Below are 20,709 nucleotides of genomic sequence, written 5' to 3' on the forward strand. Positions count from 1 at the left end.
TGAAAATTGTCCACATCCACTCATTTACTTCCTCAACACGGATTGGCAACAAACTCGTATTCTCGAAGCAGAACCCAGTTGTTGCTATAGATGTTGCATCCGGCGCGGGTAGGATCACGACCGCGGAAGCCGTAGACATCACCCTGAATTAGCGCGATGTGCAGATGCTTAGCAGCTGCTCCTGTAGACCCAATCAAACCCATTGCTTGGCCTTCTGAGACAGGCTTGCCATCGGTAATGCCATAGCTGGCAGGACTACCTGTTTCGAGATGACAATAGTAGGTGTCAGCAGTTGTTGTCGTGTGGTCAACCTTCAAGTATACGCCGCAGCCACTCTGGTAAACATTCTTGACGACGCCACTTGAAATAGCACGGGCTGCCTTCGCCACGTCTCGTGGGCGCGGACCAAAGTCAAGTCCTATGCCCCACGAATACCCACTCGCCATTCCAGTACCGTGAAACGTATCTGTCAAGGCTGCAATACCCTGATAGGGGAGTCGGCCTACAATTCCCAAATCTTGGGCCTGAAGTGCGCCTCGTACTTCCGCAGAGACTTGAGTCGTCTGGTGAGGAGACTCTATTAAACGGCTAGTTTCGTCGAAGTTCGGATAGGGTAGGTTTCCCGAGCTTTGAACATTAATTTTTGTGAGCCTATTAATATTCTGCGCGCTGATACCACTCTTGAGATCGATAGTATAAATTGCATTGGTGTGCGAGGTTTCATCGGATCGTTCGTCATTATGAATCGTATAACCTCGGAATGCGAGCGTCTCGCCATTTGGTGAAACGATCAGTGTTTCGCCTTCTACTTCGGTCAGGCCATTTTGCTTTGCCGTGCTGCGATTAAGGAGTGGAATGACCTGTCCACTCTGTAGTTCAATGGAATAAAGGATCCAGTCGCCGTTTGCGTTGATGACAGTGTATGCAGTGCGGTTGTCGGAAGAGAGTGCACCTCCATCCGCGTAAAAATGTTCTCCAAATTGTGTTGTAGTCGTGACCGGACGATATGTATCTTTCTGTTTATCATGGACATACAAACGTCCGTCAGGAACCTGCGCCTTATCCTCCTCGGTGAAAGCGCTCCCAGAAACGAGACGCAACTGCGCAGCGTCTGTAAAGATGTAGAAGGGGATGATAGATACATCTGCGGGTTGCTGTACTGCAGGGGGAGTTAAATTTTGGGACTGTGCAGTTTCGTTGCTGCATGCGGCCAAGATAGTCGAGAGTGACAGAATGGTCGATATAACAGTGAGATTGCGCATACAGTAACTCCTTAAAACAGAGAGGCTTATTGAGATCTACTGCATTTGAACAGCAGAAACCGACCGAGATCAGGTCTTACCAGAGGTAAGACTTGGGCGTCACTACCGGAGGTGACCCAGCTGCAGGCTTCAGACTGGGTTCATGCCCGGTGCTGGGATCAGCTGCGGCATAGCCAGCCGCGAAGAGCGCACAACACAATGAAAGGAGAACTTGTTTCAGGGTTTTCATCGTATGGCTAAGGCTAGGCTCCCCCCGGTTTGGTTCCGTTTAGGAAACGGTTTGGGGCGTCTCGTACGAAGAAAATGAGGGAGATCAATGTAGTTTCAGGAAGGCAAGAGGCTGGTCAATTCTGCACCACGGTCTTTGGTTCCTCACCTATGCTGGGCTATGGCTCAGGCCCTCCTCAAAACCGTCCTGGCCGGTCAGTACCAGCAAGGTGTCCAGCTTTTTGACGCTCTCAAGCGCCCGAGCGCACAGGACTTCCGCTGGAGTGGAGTCTGTCACCTGCACCTCGGCAACGTACTGATGGCCCGCCGGTTGCTGCTCACAGCGGTGGTGAAGGGCGATCAGGGGGCACGCGTGGATCTGGCCACCTGTTTACGTTTCGAGGGGGAGTTCACGGCAGCACGTGCACAACCCAGCGCTCTGAACGTAGACCAGTTGAGCGCCAGAGATGCCGCCCTGGCCCTGCGGGAAGGGGCCATTCTGGAGCAGCAGTGCGGTGAGATTGCCCGAGCTGCTGCATTACTCGACGAAGCGTGGAGTCACGCGGTCGGTGCTGACTCGCTCGTGCAGTCCGCTGTGGCCCAATCCATCGCGCTGGTGGCGTCACACCAAGGGAATGGCGCGAAAGCTGAGGCGTACCTCCAGTTCGCAGAGGAATATGTCAATGCCATGTGCCGCGTGTATGTGCACCTAGCGCGCGGCCAGTGCCACGTACTTGGGGAAGTTCAGAGACGCGGAGCAAGCTCTCGCTGCCGCTGAGAAACAGGCGAAGGGTGGCCTCCTGTCCTCCCCGCTGCTCCCCTACCGCTGGGGAATGTGGTTCTATACTCAGGGCCAATGGCAACCGGCCCGTGAGTCATTTGAGCAGGCGATCCGCTTAGCATGTGAACAACAACAACCTGAAACTGAGTTCTATGCGCAGCTTGGATTGACCGCGCTCGCGACGGCCCTGGGGGACGAGGCGGCTGAGCGCGGCAGCTTGGCACGGGCGAAAGCACTCGTGAAAACGCCCCGCGTGTAGGCTTACCTGGATTGGCGGCTGGGGGCGGCGCTGATCTGCCAGGCCGATCCCCGTGGCTTTGAGTGGCTGGACGCGGCTTCAAACTATTTCAAAGTCAATGGGTGTACCCTTGAGGTGGTCTGGGTGTTGTTTATTCACCTAGTACAGCGTCAGCCGATCATTTTAGGGTACAGGCGGCAAAGTTTGATACGCGCGTCTGGGGTCGTGAATTGCCAGCGGATGGGGATGGCCGCCGCACAGCGGCGGCCGATCCAGTGAGTCACGGTGCTCTCCAAAGCGGCCTGATCGCCGACCCGTTCCTGAAGCGCTTGGCGAGCGAGCGCCGAGAATTCCAGTTCCTGCATGTTCAGCCAGGAGCCGTGCCGAGGCGTGAAATGAAAGTCAAACCGCGCGGCGAGCCGCCGCGCTTCGGGGGCGGGAAAGGCGTGATACAGCGCCGCCTTGGAATGCGTGGAGAGATTGTCCTGCACCAAGACAATCTGCACGGCATCGGGGTAGGCCTCTGACACGCGCTTCAGAGCGTGGGCGTAGTCGATGCTCGTGCGCCGCGCGGTCACCCAGGCGTCGCGGCGGCCAGTCAGCGGCTCGACCCAGCCAAAGACGTTGGCCGTGCCACAGCGCTCGTACTCGCTGTCCTGGCGCTGGAGCCGTCCAGGCTGCGCCTGGACAGGTTGCCGCACGTCCCGGATCAACTGGCAGGGCTTCTCGTCGAAACAGATCACCGGGAAGCGAGCGTTCACTGGACGCTCGTAGACGTCCAGCACGTCCTCCATGGCGCAGACGAAGGCCGCGTTCTGCTCGGGTGGAATGCACCACTGCTGTTTCAGGTGCGGCCTGAGCGAATTTTTTTCAGCGTTTTCCGCACCGTCTCGCGGGAGATGCTGTCCACGAGCTGTAATCTGACCAGCTCATCGCTCAGCATCTGCAGCGTCCAACTGGACTCGCCGTTCGGTGTCTGACTGCAGGCCAGGCTGATCAGCTGGGCTTCTACTCGCCCGTCCACTTTCTGCGGGATGCCCTTGTCCTGGCGTGGCGCCCGCTGCAGCACGGCCTGCAGGCCGTGCTGCACGTACCGTTTGCGCGTGACCTCCACGGTAGGCACGGTGATCCCCAGCGCCTTGGCGATGTCGGCATCATTGCGGGATTCGCCCTGTTGGTCAGCCATCAGCAACAGTCGCGCCCGCGTGATGGCCTGCGCGCTCCGTGTTCCACTGCGCGTGAACGCCCGCAGTTCCGTCCGTTCAGCCTCTGCCAGCCTGACCAGATGCTTCTTCATGCCTCAACGTACCCGAATTCATAGGTTATTCGGTTGACGCTGTACTAGCAGACATTTAAAAAACGACCTTGCCACTGAGGTGTCGTGGTGCCGCTGAAGGAAGAAGTCGAGCACGGCATCTTGATCAGCGGCAGCCAGCCAGAGCCAGATGGCATAGCCGATGACCGAAAGCGGGAATTGCTACCCTGGGAGCTTCATTTAGGGAGGACAAGCAGAATTCAGAACCACCTTCGACATGGCCACCAGGGTGACTCTCCGATTCAATCTGGCGATCCAAGCACACTATGAACCACTGCTCCACCGAGAGAAACCGGAAATGGTTGCCTTGATCTCTTGTGCGCCCAAGTTGCTGATCTGCCTCAATGTCATGCTCAAGATCAATCAAAACTGGGGAGCAGGAAAGCATCCATAGACCAGTGTTGGCATCTTTGGCTCAGAACTCAAGCCCATCAGGGCACCTGGTGCATGCGGGATGCGGAAGAACCGCGGGTAGCCCAAATGAGCGAGCGTCTGCGACAGTTATCGTCACGATCATTTCTACCTGTATGAGCTCTGCAGTGCTAGTTCGATCATGTTGCTGATGCCTTCAGTCGTCTTGGCTGTCACTCGAATGCCATTCACATAGATCTCCGGCGTACCTCTAACATCATGATGCTCGGCCAGCTTCTGGTCTGCCGTTACATCCTGTGCAAAAGTATGCTGCAATAAGCATGACCGCAACTCGGAAACCTCGATCCCAGGAATGGTGGCGGCTAGTTCACCAAGCGAGTCTGGTGTGGCCCAAATCGTCGTTTCGTTTCCCTGATGATGGTAGACCTTCTCGACAAAATCCCAGAAGAGTCGTGACTCTTGCTTGTTAACGCATTCACCAGCTTGGGCCGCCGTGATGGAGTCGGGGCCAAGGAAGGCAAGATTGACAAAGCTATATCTTACTTTACCTGTATCTATGTATCTCGACTTCAGTTGTGGAAAAACGTCGTGCTCATACCTAGCGCAAAAAGGACACTTAAAATCCTCGAATACCACGACCTGAACAGGTGCATCAGCCTCGCCAAGTGTGGGTTGCCCTGTAATGTTAATTGGACGAAACGGTTCACTGCGCTTCGTTAACAAGAGTCCAGCTGAGAAAGCACCACCAATTGTTGTCAGCACCAGCAGTGATGGGAAAAGCCGAAATTTCACGCTGCTCACCTCCTATCTCCATGATGTCTGTGTTCTGAGCAGGCCTAAATGTGGCAGGAAGGACGGTCTTCCGTCCCTCCTGCCTGCTGTACCTGCCTTACTCGAAGCATGAAACTGAACCGTGTCCTAAAAAATGGAGTTAGTTACTTGGTGCCTCTGAGACAAGGTCGCGCCCATACTTGACGTGTAGGACTCGTTGAGTTGGATCTCCAGGTGGTGACGACACATCGTTCGAGAGGGTGAAGCGTCGCGCTCTGTCTACGAGATGGAGTGTGACGCTCAGGGGGGAGTTTGCAAATCCTTCGACCCTTGCAGCCGTCAGTTGTGTGTGCAGAGCTGCGGAGAAGAACGACGCGGCATGCTTTGCGCGATAAGTCCAGGTATCCGTCAATGGAAAGATGTATGCGGCACCGATAGCCTCGCTTCCCAAAAAGTACACCCGCAGTTCTACATCTCGAGCACTCGTCAGAGTGTAAATTCTTACTTCGCGATCCTGAGCAAGTTCTACACTGCCCTGACTTACGCAAACTGCTTGGCGGCAGTACGAGGAGTCAAGAAAGGAAGTGCGGTTAGCGGTTCCCCCAAGTGCATGCGCCATGAGACCCGAGACACCCAAAGCAAGCAGCAGTGACAGTCGAGAGGCCATACTGAGCAGCTTACAGGGTGACCTTAAGAAAGTTGCACGCATCCGAGGTATCTGTACTGAAGGTGGTATTACAGGTGGGTACGCCATTTGGTCGATTTTTGACGCTAATACCATGGTAAGAGATCTTCAGGGGATAGGATCCCCAGTTCTGATCCTTCACATTCATGGTGCTTGCACTGTAGCCATTGAACAGCGCTACGTGCCCATAATAGCTTGTGCCACTGAAGGTCGCTACGGCATCACCAGCGTAGACGCCAGCTTTCAGGGTGGGGTTGGCACCACGTGTCAACACGGATGTACCTAGCTTCCAAGTGCCCGTGGTGTTGGTCGGCCCAATCTGATTGCCGAAAGCCTTTGCAAAAGCTGTGCATTGCCCACATTCAGCATCGGTGGATGTGGAGCAGCTGTTGCCCTGCACGTTCACCGTCTTTCCCACCCACGTGCTGTCTAACTGGCTGAAGTTGCGGCCGGTCGCTGCTTGTCCGGAAAGCCAGGGGGTTTCAGACAACATCGGCGAGAGAGGGTTCGACTGGGCAGTCTCCAAGTATGTGGTGTAGGTACTGTTGTTCGCCGTTCGGACGCGTAGGTTGACCGCCTCATTCGATAATGGCGTGATGAGTCCTGGACCGTCGATACGCAGCTTCGTGGAGTCCTCGCTCTCCCAAACCAAATCCTCAGCAGCAACGGCAATGCGACGGCCCGCTTTGTCGAAGGCGTCCACTTCCACTTTAATCTGCTGGCCTACCACAGCGGTCTCTTGGCGAAGCAGAATTATGTCCACTTGTGACGTGGCGTTGGAATTTGGGGCTGCCTCAGGAGCTGTCAGTGGCGTTTGGTTACAGCTCGCTAGAGCAAGAGCAGCCAGAACGGGAATGGCAAGCTGGAAGTGTTTCATGTTGAACTCCTTGTGAACGAGAGGTTTTTTGCTTCATCCGCCACTCTTGAGCGGCAGAAACGAATAGAGATCAAGTCCCACACGAGGTCGTGCAGACGGGAGGGGGTGGGGGGCTGGCGGGTTTCAATCCGGGACCGTGCCCAGTGCTGGGATCAGCTCCGACATATCCAGCCGCAAAGAACGCACAGCACAACAACGAAAGGAGAGCTTTCTTTAGGGTTTTTGTCATTTGTCCTCGCAAGGCCAAGGCTAGACCCCCCCCGGTTTGGTTCCGTTTAGGGAACGGTTTGGAGCGTTTGACACAGCAAAAATGACGTAGGCCAATTCAATTCTCAGGAAGACGGAGGGCTGGTCAGTTCTACACCACGGCCTCCTGTTCCTCACATATGCTGAGACTATGGCTCAAGCTCTCCTCAAAGCCGTCTTATCAGGTGAGTACCAGCAGGGTGCCCAGCTCTTTGAGGCTCTCAAGCGGCCAGCGGCACAGGACTTTCGCTGGGGTGGTATCTGTCACCTGCACCTCGGGAACGTGCTGAAGGCCCGGCGCCTGCTCCTCACGGCTGTGGCGAAAGGAGATCAGGGGGCACGCGTGGATCTGGCCACCTGTTTACGTTTCGAGGGGGAGTTCGCTGCTGCACGCTCGCAACTCAATGCACTGGACGTGGATCAGATGGCTGCTAGAGATGCTGCCTTGGCCTTACGGGAAGGAGCCATTCTGGAAGAGCAATGTGGAGAAGTCGCCCGAGCCGCTGCGCTGCTTGACGAGGCCTGGAGTCACGCGGTCGGTGCCGATCCGCTCGTGCAGTCAGCGGTGGCCCAGTCCATCGCCCTGGTGGCGGCGCACCAGGGGAACGACGTAAAGGCCAAGGCGTACCTCGAGTTTGCGGAAGAACACGCCAACGCCATGCGCCGCGTGTATGTGCAATTGGCACAGGCCGCCAGTGCCACCTGTCTGGGAAGGTTCAGGGATGCCGAGCAAGCCCTCTGTGCTGCTGAGAAGCACGCGACCCGTTGTCCGCTGTCCTCTGCGCTGCTGCCCTACCGCTGGGGCATGTGGTTCTACGCACAGGGTAAATCGAACCCAGCACGCGAGGCGTTCAGGCGAGCGGTCCATTTGGCGCACGAACAGCAACAACCTGAAACCGAGTTCTACGCGCAGCTTGGATTGACTGCGCTCGCCACCGCCGTGGGGGACGGGGCGGCTGAGCGCGGCAGCCTAGCCCGGGCGAAAGTGCTCGTGACAACGCCCCGAGCACAGGCATATCTCGATTGGCGGCTGGGGGCGGCGCTGATCCGCCAGGCCGATCCCCGTGGCGTTGAGCGGCTAGACGCGGCTTCAAGCTATTTTCAGGCCAATGGGTGTACCCGTGAGGTGGTCTGGGTGTTGCTACATCTGACCGAGGCTCACGCCGTGTTCAGCTCATCCACGGCGGCACGCGAGGCGTTACGTCAGGCGGCAGATGCCCACGTCATGTTGGGGGGCCAGCAGCACCTGGCCCTGGAGCTGGGGGCACTGGTACGCACGCGCCAGCTCCTCGGCACGCTGGCAGCACACGAGTATGAGCGGGTCTTATGCGGGCCTGCAAACCTCGCTCCTCCTGTCGCTGAAATTCACCTGGTCACGCTGGGGAGTCCGGCAATCCTCGTCAACGGGCAGCGTGTCCGGTTGCAGCTGAAGAAGTTCGTTGAGACCCTCGCTTTCCTCCTTCATCAGAGGAAACCACGCTGCGGACATTGCAGACGGAAGTCTTCGGAGGGGTCTCTTCAGCACGTTCGAAGAACTATATCCATCAGGTGCGTCATGAACTCAAGCGGCTGGTTCCCGGACTGTGTGTGCCGTATGACGCGGTGACCCAAACGTACCGGGTGCACTGCGAGGGGGTACACCTGACGTGGGACTGGCAGCAGACGCGAGATACCTTGCTGAACGGTGAACGAGATGTCATGCTAACGGCTGACTTTAATGTTAAACATTTCTTTCAGGACTCGGACAGTGAATGGGTAGAGACGGAGCGTGAGCGCATGAGCCGCTGGATCATCCGGGTCGGTTTGGAAACGATGGATGCTTGGTATAGCGCGGGCGATTATGCCAAGTGCGTCCAGCTCGCCGGGCGGCTCATTGAGATTGATCCGCTGGACGAGGGACTGCATGACTTTCTGATTCGCGCGACCGTGCAGGTGAGCGGTGTCAGTGCGGCGCGAATGGTCTATTGGGAGAGCCGAACCCTCTTCGTCCGGGAGGTTGGGCATGTTCCAGCGCTGCTGGACACCGTAGCCCAGCAACTGCTGCAGTCCCATTAACACCTCGAAGAGAGCGCTGGCTTGGGTGCTGCGGCCGCGCTTCTGGGCTTGCCCGGCGTGGCAGCGCTGTTGTCGTCGATGGTGGGGTGTTGGCGGCACACGAAGAGCGGCGTTGAGGTGGGCAGATCAGGTAGAGTGAGCGGGCGGCGGTGACTCGACTGGGGAGTTGAGCCACCATCCAGGATTCCGACGTCACCCCCAGCTGGGGGTGACGTCTGTTTTCAAGCGGTCTCAACTCAGGGGTTTGAGGCGTGCGTTCTTGGGTGTCACGAAGTGGACGAGGTCCAAGTCCAGGGCAGCGAGGGCGGCCGCGACGGGGAAGCGGTAGAGCTGCCAGCGCTGGCCGTCTCGATCTTCATGGCCGAGGTGAATCATGGAGATGCCTGGAGCGAACCACCGCAGGGGGCGTTTGGGGGCTTGACCCTGGACGGAGACGAGGGTTTCGGTGTCACCAGCGGCGAGCGCGGCTTCCAACCAGGTGCGGTAATACTCAGCGGTACTGATGAACCGTCCGGGGCGGAACTTATGGCCGGGAGGAGTGCGCCAGTCCGCGGGCAGGAGCGAGAGCAAGTACGGCTCGTGGAGAGACCGAGTCATAGGGCGTCAGCTGGCGCGAACAGGGTGAGTACGTGGAGTTGTGCCGGCTGTCCGGGTGGGCGGTACAGAACGGCGACGTGCGTGCTGCGCCAATTCGAGGTCTGCTGAGGTTGCCGGGGATCGACCGCAGGGTGCTCCAGATACAGGGCGGCCAAGGAGAGCAGGGCGTCGAGATGGTCTGGGCCGGGGACATGCAGTTGGCCGGCGCTGAGTGCGCAGGTCTGGCGTGTCCAGCGGTGTTCTTGCTGGATCAGGAGGGTGTGCGTGGCCCCAGGGCGGTGCAGGAGTTCGCGCGTCAAGCTCCAGAAGTCCACAGCACACGGCGAAGCTGTGGTGAGGTCGGTCGGGCTGAGCAAGAGCATCCACTGAAACTCAGATGCAGTGGGCGTCATCGGTGATCTTCCGGCACGTACGGGATGCCGCCGAAGCGTTCCTCGCCGTGCCCGCCGAGGAGGAGCAAGAAAGCTTGGAGCAAGCCGTCTTCGGGGGCTTCGGCATCGCAGGAGATGTATTGCGTGCCGCGAGTTCCGGTCACGCGGTAGCGGGCAGGCAGTTCGAGCGTGGGTTGTCCTTCAAAGGGATCGTCGTACGAACTGGTGGCCCGCGCCAGGCCCAGGCCGAGATGCACGCCGAGCCGTCCGGCGTCATGCATCAGGGCAAAGAGGAAGTTGTTCCGGCGCTCGTCATAGCCGCAGTCACGCACGGTGAGATCAACGGAGACGCAACTGAAGTTGATCTCGACATGCCAGTGCTGCGGCGCTGGATGGGAGTTGTAACCCGCAGCGGCGGACAGACTCCAGTTGCCGAGGGGCTCCAAGTACGGCAGAGCGAAGGTGAAGAGGGTGGAGACGGGGGCGTGCCGGATTTCGGCGGCAGTGGGGGGCATGCCTTCAGAGTGAGGGGGCTGGGGTGACGCGGGGTTCGGGAGGCGGGCCAAACGTGGTCGGTGCAGCGCCTCTCCCGGATCAAACGTCTTGTTGGTGCTGCTGCCGGGAGGCTAGGACAACCGCGCCGATCGGGCATCAGCAGCTTTAGTTCGGGATGCTGGACGCGGTGGACGTGGGGTTCTGCACGGCGGCTGAGGCAGGGATCGGCGTATTGATCTGATCCGGGTGGATGCGGCCTAGGGCCACAAAGTGCCACAGGTGAGGCCACTTGGCGTCCATGCTGATGCCTAGAGTGGGCTTGTTGCGGTGTGTTGTAGACCGTTCAGCGCACTCCGAAGACGGTGATACACACGCTCGAAAGCGTGCTGTAAGTGCCTTCTTGGCGGGGCCGATCCTGCATTTCCAGCAGATACGTGAACCGGGGGGTGCTCTGCGCCGTGTATTGCCGACTCAGCCACTGTCCGTCGTTCCAGGGAAAGGGTACCTGAAAACCGACGTTCGTTATATCCAACACGCTGCGCTCCAAGCTGGCGTTGACCGTACCCCTGAAGCCAAATGTCTTGATGAACTTCAGCTTTGACGTTGGTTTTTGAGGATAAGCAATGGTCGCGTTGGAGGCAGCGCGGTTCCGGCAGAACACATTGTCTTCGAGTGTCCAGTTCCGCTTCACTGCGAGGCTGTTCACGAGTGTGCTGGGCGTGTGGGCATTGCCGACAGAGATGGTGGGCGTTACTTGAGCCGTCAGTGACAGCAGGGAGGCCAGAACGAAGGACATGCTTCCTTGTAGCACGGTCTTTCCTGGAGCAAGCGAAGATGTGATGCTCAGCATCCACATTGTGTAGGGGGGTCTATTGGTACTCCGTTGACTTCTGGGAAGGCAGTGCCCTACACGTGGTTCTGGGCTATTCAGATGGTGGCTGTGCTTGCGTGCTGCACATCTTTTTGTTCAAGAGTCAACGGAGTACCGTGGTACTCCGTTGACTGCGGTAAGCAATGCCATGAACAAGGCGTCCTCTTGGTGTTCAGCTGGTCTAGCTGATGGTGTCAAATCCCAGAACCACCGCTGATAGGGGGTAATGAGCCAGCAAGTCAACCGATTACCATAGCAGTCTCTGCACACAATCTCAGTCAGCCTTCAAGCGGGTTTCACAGCGGATTTGATTTTTTACGCTCAGCCGCAGTTAAGGTATAATAGAGGTGTGGGGTTAGATTAAATCTAACCCCACACCTCTATTATACTAAAGATTAGTAATCATCGTATATACGTTCTACATGCTCGTATAAATTTTTTCTAGGCTTCGTATGGGATTCCCATTCCCGCTCAGAATCTGCATTCCACAACACATTTTTAATATACGTATTGTAATTTTCGTCTAAGGCAACCTGCGCATATATGTAACTCTCGATTCCATCAATCACCATGACACGTTTATCTTGCCAAAATGGTAAAATATGGCAACTAGAAGAAGGGGACAAGTCGTCTTCAATTGAGACCGAACATACTCCCTCATACAGATCAAATGGAAAAGAACCTTCACAGTAAAACGTACACGCGATACTTTTTGCTCTCGCATCAACAAAATAAATAAAAATTTTAATAGTATGTCCAGTTATTTCAGAAATCTGGTTGGTAAAAACTTCGCCTATTTTAGTAAGGTAGTCCTTACGGGTCTCAACGTCGCTACTTACAATAAGCTGGATGAGGTCTTTGATGCTTTGATTCACCTTGAGAATCCCCAGTACCACTCTCCTGGTTTTATATTCTTATAGTCATTGGAAAACCGTATCAAATCTACATAAGCCGTGTAGGGTGGTCCATAAGCAGTAATAATTTTGGTTTTGTCTCCAAATTGAGTTATGACCACTGCCCCCTCCTTCCAATAAATATCTACTGGCCTACCGCTCAGCACCTGACACTTCGGGAAATTGACGTCTTAGTGGGAGGCAGAGGCGCTGAAGCGCCTGCATGTTGCGGTGGAGCAGACAGGTGTTCAGATCGGTGGTCAGCCTACTCACATACTGCAAGACGGTTTCAGACCTTGTCACAAACTTTGATACTCCCCTTCGCACGGCACCTAACGTTTCAAGTGGTACAGGGAGGCAGCGCTCATTGAAATTCTTCCTTCGGAGCATGGCCGAGCAAAGTCTGGAGCACGCGATCTATATCAGACGTCTCTGAGATGACTGCACGAACCGCCTGCTCCTGAAAGAGCTGCCACGCCCGGTTCACCACATCAGGCACGTGTTCCCGAAAGGCCTCAATGAGCGGAGACGTCAGCGCCTTTCCGTCTTCAAAAATCGAGACCAGCAGCAAGAGAGCACTCGCTTCTTGCACCCAAGTCGGCGCACGGGTCACCATCAATGATTTTCGACGGAAGTAGGGGTGCGAGGTCAACAACTCTGTGCAGCCTGCCCACGGGTCAAGCGCGGCAAAGGCCAAGTGACGCACAGGAGACATCACGAAGGCCCCCAGACACTGAGGGCAGGGCTCCACCGTGGTGTACAGCGTATGCCCGTAGACCGCGGGTCGTTGCGTGTGGGTCAGGGCCAACAAGGCATTGATTTCGGCATGAGCCAAATCGTTGCCGGCAATGAAGTGCTGGACGGTTCGGGGCTCTGAGAGGCGGTTGCGTCCACGGGCTAGCACCTCACCCTTAGCACTAACAATGACTGCGCCAACAGGCACGGATCCCTGTCGGTAAGCGGCCACTGCTTCTTCAAGAGCGAGCAGCCAAGGGTCTATCGCCACCGGAGCATTCATGGGTTGTGAGTCTACCGATCAACGGGCAATCAAGTGCGAGAAAATGACGCTGCAGGCCAACTGAACGAATACTCAGCACTTGAAACTTTGCGGGAAATGGCGTCCTAGACGCAGTGTGGCAAGGCCAAGGGCGATATCAGAGTCTGTGACGAACACCGAAACCGCCCAACTCCATGCTGACACGCTGGCCGCCCATCTGAAAACCCGCCTCCCGCACCGCCGCTTAGACGCTTTGAAGCGGCTGGCCGAAGTACTTCTGGCGCTCCTCCAAGCCGAATCCACACTGCATCGCAAGATCGCGCTCCATCTGCCTCGGGAGGCCACCCTGGAGTCCAAAACTCGCGTCGTGGCACGGGTGTTTCATGATGCTCAACTCACCCCGCAGGACGTCTGTGACGTCCTGCTTCCCTTGCTGCCTAACGGCAAACTCACCCTGATCATGGATCGTACAACCTGGCATTACGGCCAGACTCCTCTGAATTTTCTCGTCCTCGGGCCATTCTTGGCGGTGCTGTGATCCCACTGGTGTGGAACGTCCTCCCGCATCAGGGGAACAGTTGCACGGCGGCCCGCATCCTCCTGGTAGCCCGGCTCCTTCGGGTGCTGCCCGCGAAACGTTGGGCGGTGCTGATCGCCGACCGAGAGTTCGTCGGACAGGAATGGTGCCGTTTCCTGCGCTGGAGACGAATTCGGCAGTGTCTGCGCATCCGAGAAAACACTCGCATTGACGATGAACTTGTCCGTGACCTGTTTTCGGACTTGAAACCCGGTGACGTGCGGACGCTCTTCGAGCGGACGTGGGTGTACGGCGGCTGGATGCACGTCGTCATCACTCTGTCCCCCATGGGGGACAGAGTGATTGTCGCTTCGGATTTGCCCGTCAGGGACGTTCTTCACACATACCGGCTCAGGTGGGGCATTGAATCCGCGTTCTCGGCCCTTAAATCGAGGGGGCTCAACTTGGAAGCCACGCATATGACAGCTGCCGACCGGATTTCCAGGCTGTTTGGATTGCTGTGCATCGCGTTGGCGTGGATGGCCCGGGTTGGGGTGGAAGATCAGCCTCAGATCTCGAAGAGGTTTGACAACCGAGGGCGACTCATCAGAAGTCAGGTGCGGACTGGGTGGATGGCGCTCAGTGAGGCGGTTCGATGGGGTAGGGATGCCTTCTGGATCCACATGAAGCTCTTGAGTACCCCATTTCCGCCTACTGGGACGTCAGTTTCTCGAAGTGTCAGGTGCTGAGGTGCACTACACCATCACTGGTACAATTGGCACAGAACTAGACACGATTAACAACACGATTGCCAACTGGAATGCGGTCGTGAGCAATAAACCGAAATGGGTACCCGGTACAGGTGGAACAACTATCAAAGTTGTGAACAGTATTCCATTCGGCCCCTGTGGTTTTGCGCCGATTGGCTACTCACAGCAACGGCTGGTGCCTCTGTTACTGATCTCCCGCGACAGGGACTGTTTTACGCCCGGATTGATCCTGCATGAAATGGGGCATGTTGTTGGACTGAATCACGAGCATCAACGCTGTGATCGTGACACCTTCGTTGATCTGAACTACAGTTGGTGGGACTTCCTCAACTACAATAAATTGTGTGCAATGGGTCAACATAACGACATATACGATTACAGCAGCCTCATGCACTATGGTGGGAATATCTCCGCTAAGGCAAGCCGTCCGTCCGGACGCTGGGTCGGCAATCCAAATTCTCTAGGCGGTGCTACGCTCACGCAAACCGACATCAGCGATGGCCTGCGTGTTCTGTACCCTGTCACACCTTAGGCGGAACTCTGCATGACACCTTTGACACCGCACCGCTCCTCTTCTGCTCGCAAGCTGGTTCAGACTACTGTGATTGCGGCGGGACTCCTCGTTTTCACCGCTTGTGAACGCTACTCGTTGGTTCCACGAACCGCTCAGTCAGAACTTAATGGATGCCTTCGTGAGGCTTGTAAAATCTTTCAGTTGGTGGGGAACACTGGGTCACCACGCATCTACCTAATCACGAGGGACGACTTCATGCGTGCTTACCTTGCAACGCTCAACATGACGGGTGAGCAGTTCGCAGCGTCTGCCGCAGGCAAAGCTTTTGTGGCTCAACATACTTTTATTGGGTCTGAAGTGAGCAGTGGGATGTATCAGAATTTGGCGGGCCAATCGTATATGTTTACCTGTGCCGATCCGACGCCCACAAACCCATACAATTGTGTCATTGGTGAGAAACCTGCCAGGTTTGATTTTCCACCCGTTCCCATTCCAGACGGTGCCCTCATGATTCTTGACGGCATTCTCGGCAGCTAAGCAACAATCCGCCTTGCCCTTCTCGTTCTAGATCTCAGGGGCGCTCGGCAGAACTGCTTTGAACTCTCGCCACCGCAGCAGCCGATCCTGAGCGAGTGATCCCAGCAACAGCTAAACTCATGTTTGCAGTATCGCTGTGTTGCACCAGCCACGGCGTTGTGGGAAATGAATAAAACTTTTCCTCACAAAGGAAAAAGTGCCGACGGGAACCTCAATAGGGTTCCCGTCGATTGCTCGTTACGGATACGGAGATGCATAGCAAACTATTGGTAGTCCGTTGATTTGCTCCAATGCTTCCTGAAACATGCAGTTCTGTGCAAGTTAAATTGCTTGACTGCCGCGATAAATACAGCCTTCTACTTGTCTACAGCACTCAGTCAATGGAGTACCGAGAAAACTATTTTCAGCTTCCTGGCACACCTTCCCGCCCACTGAGACGTCAATTTCTCAAATTGCTAAGTGATTGGTCTGACCACCAGCTTGGGTCACGGGCAGGGCGGCGAGTCGTCGTTCTTCGAGCTGGGCGCGGGTGTACTTGGAGGGGTGCCAAGGAACCATACTTCATCCAAGATAGCAACCCGCATTTACGCCGTCATCAATAGTGGTACTCCGTTGACTGAGCCGGTTGAACGAGTGAGAGGCCGTGTTCATCACTGAGGTCGATTGATCCAAACTGCGAAAAACAACGTGTTTCTGGTAGCATCGAGACAAGTCAACGGAGTACCAGTATGGATCTCGGCATAAGTTGGCAACTCGATGAGGGCAAGAGCGTCGTCCCAGTGCGGAACTTTGCTTCTCCTTCAACAAGTGAATAGCAGAACGCGTTGCCAACCTTGGCCGAGATTAATAGGCAAGCAACAGCCCTCTAAAATTTGCCAGGTGATCAGGGTTTTCTCAGGGGGGTCACGGCAGAGTGTACCTGACGAATAAAATTGATAAGGGTGATCGAAATTCCCATCAAAAAAATGAGTGTGAATACTATAAAAGACCAGGGTATTGGGTTCAATGCAACCGCTCGTGATGGGTTCTTGGAATCATACCTGACATTAATCGGCTGACCTACGACTAAATCTGATTCAACCATTTGGCAAAGCGGCGTTTTATAGTTGGAGGAAGCCAGCAGAAGCTGTTCCCCCACTGAGTCAGATGTGTACTGATCTCCAAGAACTGTGTACGAAAACTCAATCTTACAATGTTGTGGCAAATTAACTTCAAGGCGCGATATATTTCCCTCTGTCTGTTTATAGGAGAGTGTTTCTATATAATCCATGAGTGGTGGAATAAGACCTGGCAGAAACAACCATGCAAATCCACTTAAAGAAATCAAAACGAGAATCAACTGAAAGATGTGCAGATGTATACCCTCCTGAGTGAAACAAATCACACTGGCCTTGCCCATCAGACGTCGCGACACCTTGGTGTGCTTGCCTCACATGAGGCGATGTACACCGGAAGTCCATTCTACTTTTTGGGAGAAGCGTCAGCGCAAAGGCTTCTTCCTAAGCGGTTGTCAGAAACGCACACAGATCAGAACATCAGGCACATCACTCTTTCGGCGTCCACTTACCGCTGTATAAGGCTGAAGAACAGGTTGCGGCTGGAAAAACACCACTTCATCGTCCATCCCCAGCAAAAAATATTGATAACGTCACAAGTTTAAATCATCCTTTTAAAGACGGTAGGCTACGAAGAAGAAAACTTTGACTCTCATACACGCTGCCCAACGTTTTCAACTTCAGACGTTATCAATAGGTCGCTTGCATGGCCCAGTTCAGCACCTGGTGGGTGGGGAGCCAGTCGGCTCCATACCGGGCGTAATGTGCGTGCTCGATCTCTCCGGTGCGGCTGATGAGGAATTCGGCAGGCATGCGGAAGCGTTCATCGTGCAGGGTGATGGGGTTCAGGTGCCGGAGGTGTGGTGCGAGGGCATTCAGATGGCGCAGATCCAACACCCCTTTGAGACTGTGGCCTAAGCCGTAGCGGGCGTAGGTGGCGTCGGTGGGATCGGCCAGCACCGGGTAGGGCAGCGACACCTGTCTCAGGCCATCTTGCAGCGCACTCACTGAACTGCTCCAGACCGAGACGAGTTGGATGTCCTGCTGGGCCAGGAGGGGCGCGAGGGCCGCCAACTCGACCTGCCGGGCATGGCACACGACGCAGCTGCTCTGACGGTTGAAGGTCAGCCAGACCCGTTGTCCTCGCAGCCTGTGCAGTCGGAGCTGGCTGTCATAGCGATCCGGGAGGATGAAATCGGGCGCGGTCTCCCCCACCTGGAGTCGGGGCTGGAGGACGGGTGCGTGTTCGTGATTTCAATCCCATTGAGATGCTGTTCTCCAAGATCAAAGCCTTCGTCAGGGCAGGGAATCGACGAGCCCTACAAGACGTATAACAAGCTATTGGAGACGCACTTGATGCCGTCTCTTTAAAAGAGATCTATGGCTGGATCAAGCACACCTTCCCCAATGCATTATAATGTCAAATGTTTTATTACTAGCCCCCGGATTTTTGGTGCCCTCCAATGCCACTTTGTAGATTCCCGCGTAATCGCTGAACCAGATGAATCAGCTCCGACGCTTCGATAATACTTTCGTGTTCTCCAAGCTTAATCGGCTTGGCCAAGTCGTCACCGTAATATCGGGGAATTAAGTGACAGTGGATATGGGGAATCATATTACCGAGAATACAATAGTTTATTTTCACTGCGCTGCACACAGTATGAATTGCTAAAGCCGCTTCAGCGACGTCTCCCCAAAACTCGCAAAGCTCAACTGCATTTAATTCAAACAGCTCGTTAGCGTGACGTTCGAGGATGATTACACACGCTCCAACAACGCTTTGGTTTCTCAAGAGCCTGAAATAGCTCCTCCTCATCCGCGCAATTAAAATGCTGTGCTGATTGTTCTCAAGATGACCATCGGAACACATGGGGCAGTCCTGACCAGCCAACAGACCCTGCCACTCCTCTGGACACCACCACGGATGAACTTCCCAGCGCATGATTGACAACTTTTTATCATTCATACAAACCCTTTGCGCGTTAAGCCCTTCCTCAATCGAGGGTTTGAAGGTTAGAGGTTGTTGTACCGCCCTTGTAAATGCTCCTAGAGGCTCAAAGTCTTCGCATTCACACTAATACATCAAGTGGATCGGCTAATATATAATCAGACGGAGCATCTTTCGCACTGTTTGGCTTAACATGGTCAAAGTTTAGAACCACTCTTTTGATAACATGCTTGGTAATATCAGAAAGGCGCACAGTTTCGTTGTAACACTCCTCGCGTGTGACTGGTTTAGGATTGAGCCCAGCGCCCATATTCACGACCACGGCAAGCGATCCATACGAGATACCGGCTTCACGGGCCATGATCGCCTCGGACACTCCGGTCATGCCAATGACGTCGCCACCCAGCCTTCGGAACATCTCAATCTCCGCTCTGGTTTCGAAACGGGGCCCATCCACCATGACATACGTACCTGTCGACCTGTGCGGGTAACCTCCTTCCGTCAATGCGGAAATAAAAGCCTCTCGAAGCTCTGGTGTGTAGGGGTCTGTCATGTCGACAAACGCGAATCCTTCAGAACCAAAAAGTGTGCGGTGCAGCTTTGAGAAATCGAGAAACTGGTCGAGCACTACGAAAGTACCAACCGGAATGAAGGTGCTCAGTGAGCCGACCATGGCCGTCGCGAGAATGTACTCTACGCCGAGTTCCTTGAGCGCGAGAAGATTAGCTCGGTAATTTACGCGATGCGCGGGTATACCACTTCTACCATTCGAGCGGCTCAAAAAGAACAACTGGTGGTTACCGATATCCCCTCGAACCCCTGTGACGAGTCCATCTGCCGTCTTTACCTTCCAAGGTTCCTCAGATTCCAAAAAGTCACCGGATGTTAAGCCTGTGCTGCCAATAATCGCAATCTTACTCATATATTCCTCGTTCTGTCCGACTGGAAATAGCTGCGATGAACGTGACTGCTCAGCAGGGGGCCTGGACTGGGTGGAGCAGGTAGAGTAGGGACATCTCCGACGACGCCTGCCCGAACTGCAAAAAATTGGAAGCTCAGCTGGCCAAAGTGCTTGCTGAGTTACAGGAGATCAAAGCGCGTCTGGGGCTAAACAGCACAACCTCGCATCAACCTCCGAGCCAGGACAAGCCCTGGACGCCGAAGAGTGAGCGCCAGAAGACCGGCCGGTCTTCTGGCGCTCAACCGGGTCACCCAGGCAAAACGCTGAAGATAGTCGAGCACCCTGACGAGATCGTCACGCTTCCTGTCACCGGGCACTGTGGTTGTGGTCAAGCCTGGGACACGGTGATCGTCAGCGATGAACTGGCGCGGCAGGTTCTGGACCTGCCAGAGATTCGACTTCATGCCGTGGAGTACCGCGCCCAGGTCAAGGTGTGTCCGAGCTGTCATCACCGCGAGCAGGCTTCTTTCCAACTCACGTTCCTGGTCAAGTGCAGTATGGCCCCGCATCCATGGACTGGCGGTTTACCTCAACGCGGTGCACTTCGTTCCGCTCAAACGTACAGCAAACATTCTGGAAGCCGTCTGTGGAGCAAAGCTCAGTGATGGCACCATTGCTCTCAACCTGAATGTGGCTGCTGGGCGTCTGGCTGCTTTTGAGACTGAACTCAAAGCTGCGCTCCTCAGCGAACCTGTCCTGCACGCGGATGAGACCGGCAGCAAGGTGAATGGGACGTTGGCGTGGATGCATGTGGTGAGCTGCAAGCAGCTCACGTTGTACGGGCATCACCAGCAGCGCGGGTACGCGGCTTTGAAGGACATGGACGTCCTTCCCCGGTTTAGGGGCACCTTGATGCATGACGCCTGGAGCATCTATTTCCAGCTTCCTGACAACATGCCCTGTGCAACGCCCATCTTCTGAGGGAATGGCGGCACGGCAGAAGGGTATGGACAAACTTGGGCAGGGGAACTACGCCGCGCCATGCAACGCGTCTACCACGAGAACAAAGCAGGTACCCTGACCTTGGCGGGAAAAGCAGCGTTCCTGGCGCGGTTCGACGCGTTGGTACAAGCTGGGTTGGCATCCAACCCAGCAGCGGAACCCATCCCTGGACAGCGGGGTCGGGTGAAGCAGACCCGGGGACGCAACCTGGCACTGCGGTGTCAGAGGCATCGCGAAGCAATTCTGCGCTTCCTTGACTATGAAGAGGTGCCGTTTGACAACAATCAAGCGGAGCGGGACATTCGGATGGCGTGCGTGAAACGCAAAGTCTCCGGTGGGTTTCGCTCAGTGAGAGGTGGCATGAATTTCTGCCGCATTCGTAGCTATACTTCCACGCTTCACAAGCAGGGATGAATATCTGGCACGGCCTGG

The 20,709-nt window shown here is 55.5% G+C and carries 22 protein-coding genes and 2 pseudogenes; 8 read left to right on the top strand and 16 right to left on the bottom strand.

The window, feature by feature from the left end:
• Positions 1 to 32: 32 nt before the first annotated feature.
• Positions 33 to 1,262, bottom strand: a complete 1,230-nt coding sequence (locus M1R55_RS17665; protein WP_249394250.1) for a M23 family metallopeptidase — start codon at positions 1,260 to 1,262, stop codon at positions 33 to 35.
• A gap of 388 nt (positions 1,263 to 1,650) precedes the next feature.
• On the opposite strand from M1R55_RS17665, the gene M1R55_RS17670 reads away from it, so the two are divergent.
• Positions 1,651 to 2,247 (top strand): hypothetical protein, encoded by a 597-nt coding sequence (locus M1R55_RS17670; protein ID WP_249394251.1) that lies wholly within the window; start codon positions 1,651 to 1,653, stop codon positions 2,245 to 2,247.
• Positions 2,248 to 2,658: 411 nt separating this feature from the next.
• Here the strand turns inward: M1R55_RS17670 and M1R55_RS17675 are convergent, their stop codons facing one another.
• From M1R55_RS17675 to M1R55_RS17690, 4 genes are all read right to left on the bottom strand, one after another.
• Positions 2,659 to 3,408 (bottom strand): IS630 family transposase, encoded by a 750-nt coding sequence (locus M1R55_RS17675; protein ID WP_371827247.1) that lies wholly within the window; start codon positions 3,406 to 3,408, stop codon positions 2,659 to 2,661.
• On the bottom strand, positions 3,333 to 3,785 hold the full coding sequence (locus M1R55_RS17680; protein ID WP_249394252.1) for a helix-turn-helix domain-containing protein: 453 nt from the start codon (positions 3,783 to 3,785) through the stop codon (positions 3,333 to 3,335). Before M1R55_RS17680 ends, M1R55_RS17675 begins: the two co-directional genes overlap by 76 nt.
• Before the next feature lie 537 nt (positions 3,786 to 4,322).
• Positions 4,323 to 4,967 (bottom strand): DsbA family protein, encoded by a 645-nt coding sequence (locus M1R55_RS17685; RefSeq protein ID WP_249394253.1) that lies wholly within the window; start codon positions 4,965 to 4,967, stop codon positions 4,323 to 4,325.
• A 656-nt stretch (positions 4,968 to 5,623) separates the two neighbouring features.
• On the bottom strand, positions 5,624 to 6,508 hold the full coding sequence (locus M1R55_RS17690; RefSeq protein ID WP_249394254.1) for a CHAP domain-containing protein: 885 nt from the start codon (positions 6,506 to 6,508) through the stop codon (positions 5,624 to 5,626).
• A 397-nt stretch (positions 6,509 to 6,905) separates the two neighbouring features.
• On the opposite strand from M1R55_RS17690, the gene M1R55_RS17695 reads away from it, so the two are divergent.
• Together M1R55_RS17695 and M1R55_RS17700 are read left to right on the top strand one after the other, a co-directional pair.
• Positions 6,906 to 8,360, top strand: coding sequence for a hypothetical protein (locus tag M1R55_RS17695; protein ID WP_249394255.1), 1,455 nt, complete (start codon positions 6,906 to 6,908; stop codon positions 8,358 to 8,360).
• Positions 8,342 to 8,809 (top strand): bacterial transcriptional activator domain-containing protein, encoded by a 468-nt coding sequence (locus M1R55_RS17700; protein ID WP_249394256.1) that lies wholly within the window; start codon positions 8,342 to 8,344, stop codon positions 8,807 to 8,809. The genes M1R55_RS17695 and M1R55_RS17700 overlap by 19 nt, the downstream gene beginning before the upstream one ends.
• Before the next feature lie 231 nt (positions 8,810 to 9,040).
• Here the strand turns inward: M1R55_RS17700 and M1R55_RS17705 are convergent, their stop codons facing one another.
• The 7 genes from M1R55_RS17705 to M1R55_RS17730 all read right to left on the bottom strand — a co-directional run bounded on the left by M1R55_RS17705 (position 9,041) and on the right by M1R55_RS17730 (position 13,054).
• On the bottom strand, positions 9,041 to 9,406 hold the full coding sequence (locus M1R55_RS17705; RefSeq protein WP_249394257.1) for a hypothetical protein: 366 nt from the start codon (positions 9,404 to 9,406) through the stop codon (positions 9,041 to 9,043).
• A complete protein-coding gene (locus tag M1R55_RS17710; protein ID WP_249394258.1) occupies positions 9,403 to 9,798 on the bottom strand; it encodes a hypothetical protein in 396 nt (131 codons plus the stop codon). Before M1R55_RS17710 ends, M1R55_RS17705 begins: the two co-directional genes overlap by 4 nt.
• Positions 9,795 to 10,292, bottom strand: coding sequence for a hypothetical protein (locus M1R55_RS17715; protein ID WP_249394259.1), 498 nt, complete (start codon positions 10,290 to 10,292; stop codon positions 9,795 to 9,797). Before M1R55_RS17715 ends, M1R55_RS17710 begins: the two co-directional genes overlap by 4 nt.
• Before the next feature lie 145 nt (positions 10,293 to 10,437).
• Positions 10,438 to 10,572: a hypothetical protein gene (locus M1R55_RS31770; protein WP_256566013.1), complete on the bottom strand. Its 135-nt coding sequence runs from the start codon at positions 10,570 to 10,572 to the stop codon at positions 10,438 to 10,440.
• A gap of 43 nt (positions 10,573 to 10,615) precedes the next feature.
• Complete coding sequence (locus M1R55_RS17720; protein WP_249394260.1) at positions 10,616 to 11,068, bottom strand: hypothetical protein; 453 nt, start codon at positions 11,066 to 11,068, stop codon at positions 10,616 to 10,618.
• Between the two features lie 470 nt (positions 11,069 to 11,538).
• Complete coding sequence (locus M1R55_RS17725) at positions 11,539 to 12,018, bottom strand: hypothetical protein (RefSeq protein WP_249394261.1); 480 nt, start codon at positions 12,016 to 12,018, stop codon at positions 11,539 to 11,541.
• Positions 12,019 to 12,400: 382 nt separating this feature from the next.
• Positions 12,401 to 13,054: a nucleoside deaminase gene (locus M1R55_RS17730; RefSeq protein ID WP_249394262.1), complete on the bottom strand. Its 654-nt coding sequence runs from the start codon at positions 13,052 to 13,054 to the stop codon at positions 12,401 to 12,403.
• A 241-nt stretch (positions 13,055 to 13,295) separates the two neighbouring features.
• On the opposite strand from M1R55_RS17730, the pseudogene M1R55_RS17735 reads away from it, so the two are divergent.
• From M1R55_RS17735 to M1R55_RS17745, 3 genes and pseudogenes are all read left to right on the top strand, one after another.
• Positions 13,296 to 14,299: pseudogene (locus M1R55_RS17735) on the top strand (IS4 family transposase).
• A 1-nt stretch (position 14,300) separates the two neighbouring features.
• Positions 14,301 to 14,852 carry a M12 family metallopeptidase gene (locus tag M1R55_RS17740; protein WP_249394263.1) on the top strand — a complete coding sequence of 184 codons (552 nt, stop codon included), beginning with the start codon at positions 14,301 to 14,303 and terminating at the stop codon, positions 14,850 to 14,852.
• 237 nt (positions 14,853 to 15,089) lie between these two features.
• The gene (locus M1R55_RS17745; protein WP_249394264.1) at positions 15,090 to 15,371 is read left to right on the top strand and encodes a hypothetical protein; all 282 of its coding nucleotides are present in this window, start codon (positions 15,090 to 15,092) and stop codon (positions 15,369 to 15,371) included.
• Between the two features lie 883 nt (positions 15,372 to 16,254).
• Here the strand turns inward: M1R55_RS17745 and M1R55_RS17750 are convergent.
• The 4 genes from M1R55_RS17750 to M1R55_RS17765 all read right to left on the bottom strand — a co-directional run bounded on the left by M1R55_RS17750 (position 16,255) and on the right by M1R55_RS17765 (position 19,296).
• Positions 16,255 to 16,770 (bottom strand): DUF3592 domain-containing protein, encoded by a 516-nt coding sequence (locus M1R55_RS17750; protein WP_249394265.1) that lies wholly within the window; start codon positions 16,768 to 16,770, stop codon positions 16,255 to 16,257.
• Between the two features lie 346 nt (positions 16,771 to 17,116).
• The gene (locus M1R55_RS17755; protein ID WP_249394266.1) at positions 17,117 to 17,641 is read right to left on the bottom strand and encodes a redoxin domain-containing protein; all 525 of its coding nucleotides are present in this window, start codon (positions 17,639 to 17,641) and stop codon (positions 17,117 to 17,119) included.
• A gap of 220 nt (positions 17,642 to 17,861) precedes the next feature.
• Positions 17,862 to 18,392: an HIT family protein gene (locus M1R55_RS17760; protein WP_249394267.1), complete on the bottom strand. Its 531-nt coding sequence runs from the start codon at positions 18,390 to 18,392 to the stop codon at positions 17,862 to 17,864.
• A 103-nt stretch (positions 18,393 to 18,495) separates the two neighbouring features.
• On the bottom strand, positions 18,496 to 19,296 hold the full coding sequence (locus tag M1R55_RS17765) for an MTAP family purine nucleoside phosphorylase (protein WP_249394268.1): 801 nt from the start codon (positions 19,294 to 19,296) through the stop codon (positions 18,496 to 18,498).
• Positions 19,297 to 19,421: 125 nt separating this feature from the next.
• Between M1R55_RS17765 and M1R55_RS17770 the strand changes: the two genes are divergently transcribed.
• Together M1R55_RS17770 and M1R55_RS17775 are read left to right on the top strand one after the other, a co-directional pair.
• On the top strand, positions 19,422 to 19,940 hold the full coding sequence (locus M1R55_RS17770; protein ID WP_249394269.1) for a DUF6444 domain-containing protein: 519 nt from the start codon (positions 19,422 to 19,424) through the stop codon (positions 19,938 to 19,940).
• Positions 19,873 to 20,691: pseudogene (locus M1R55_RS17775) on the top strand (IS66 family transposase). Before M1R55_RS17770 ends, M1R55_RS17775 begins: the two are co-directional and overlap by 68 nt.
• The last annotated feature ends 18 nt before the right edge of the window (positions 20,692 to 20,709 follow it).

It is taken from the genome of Deinococcus sp. QL22 (assembly GCF_023370075.1).
GTDB lineage: Bacteria > Deinococcota > Deinococci > Deinococcales > Deinococcaceae > Deinococcus.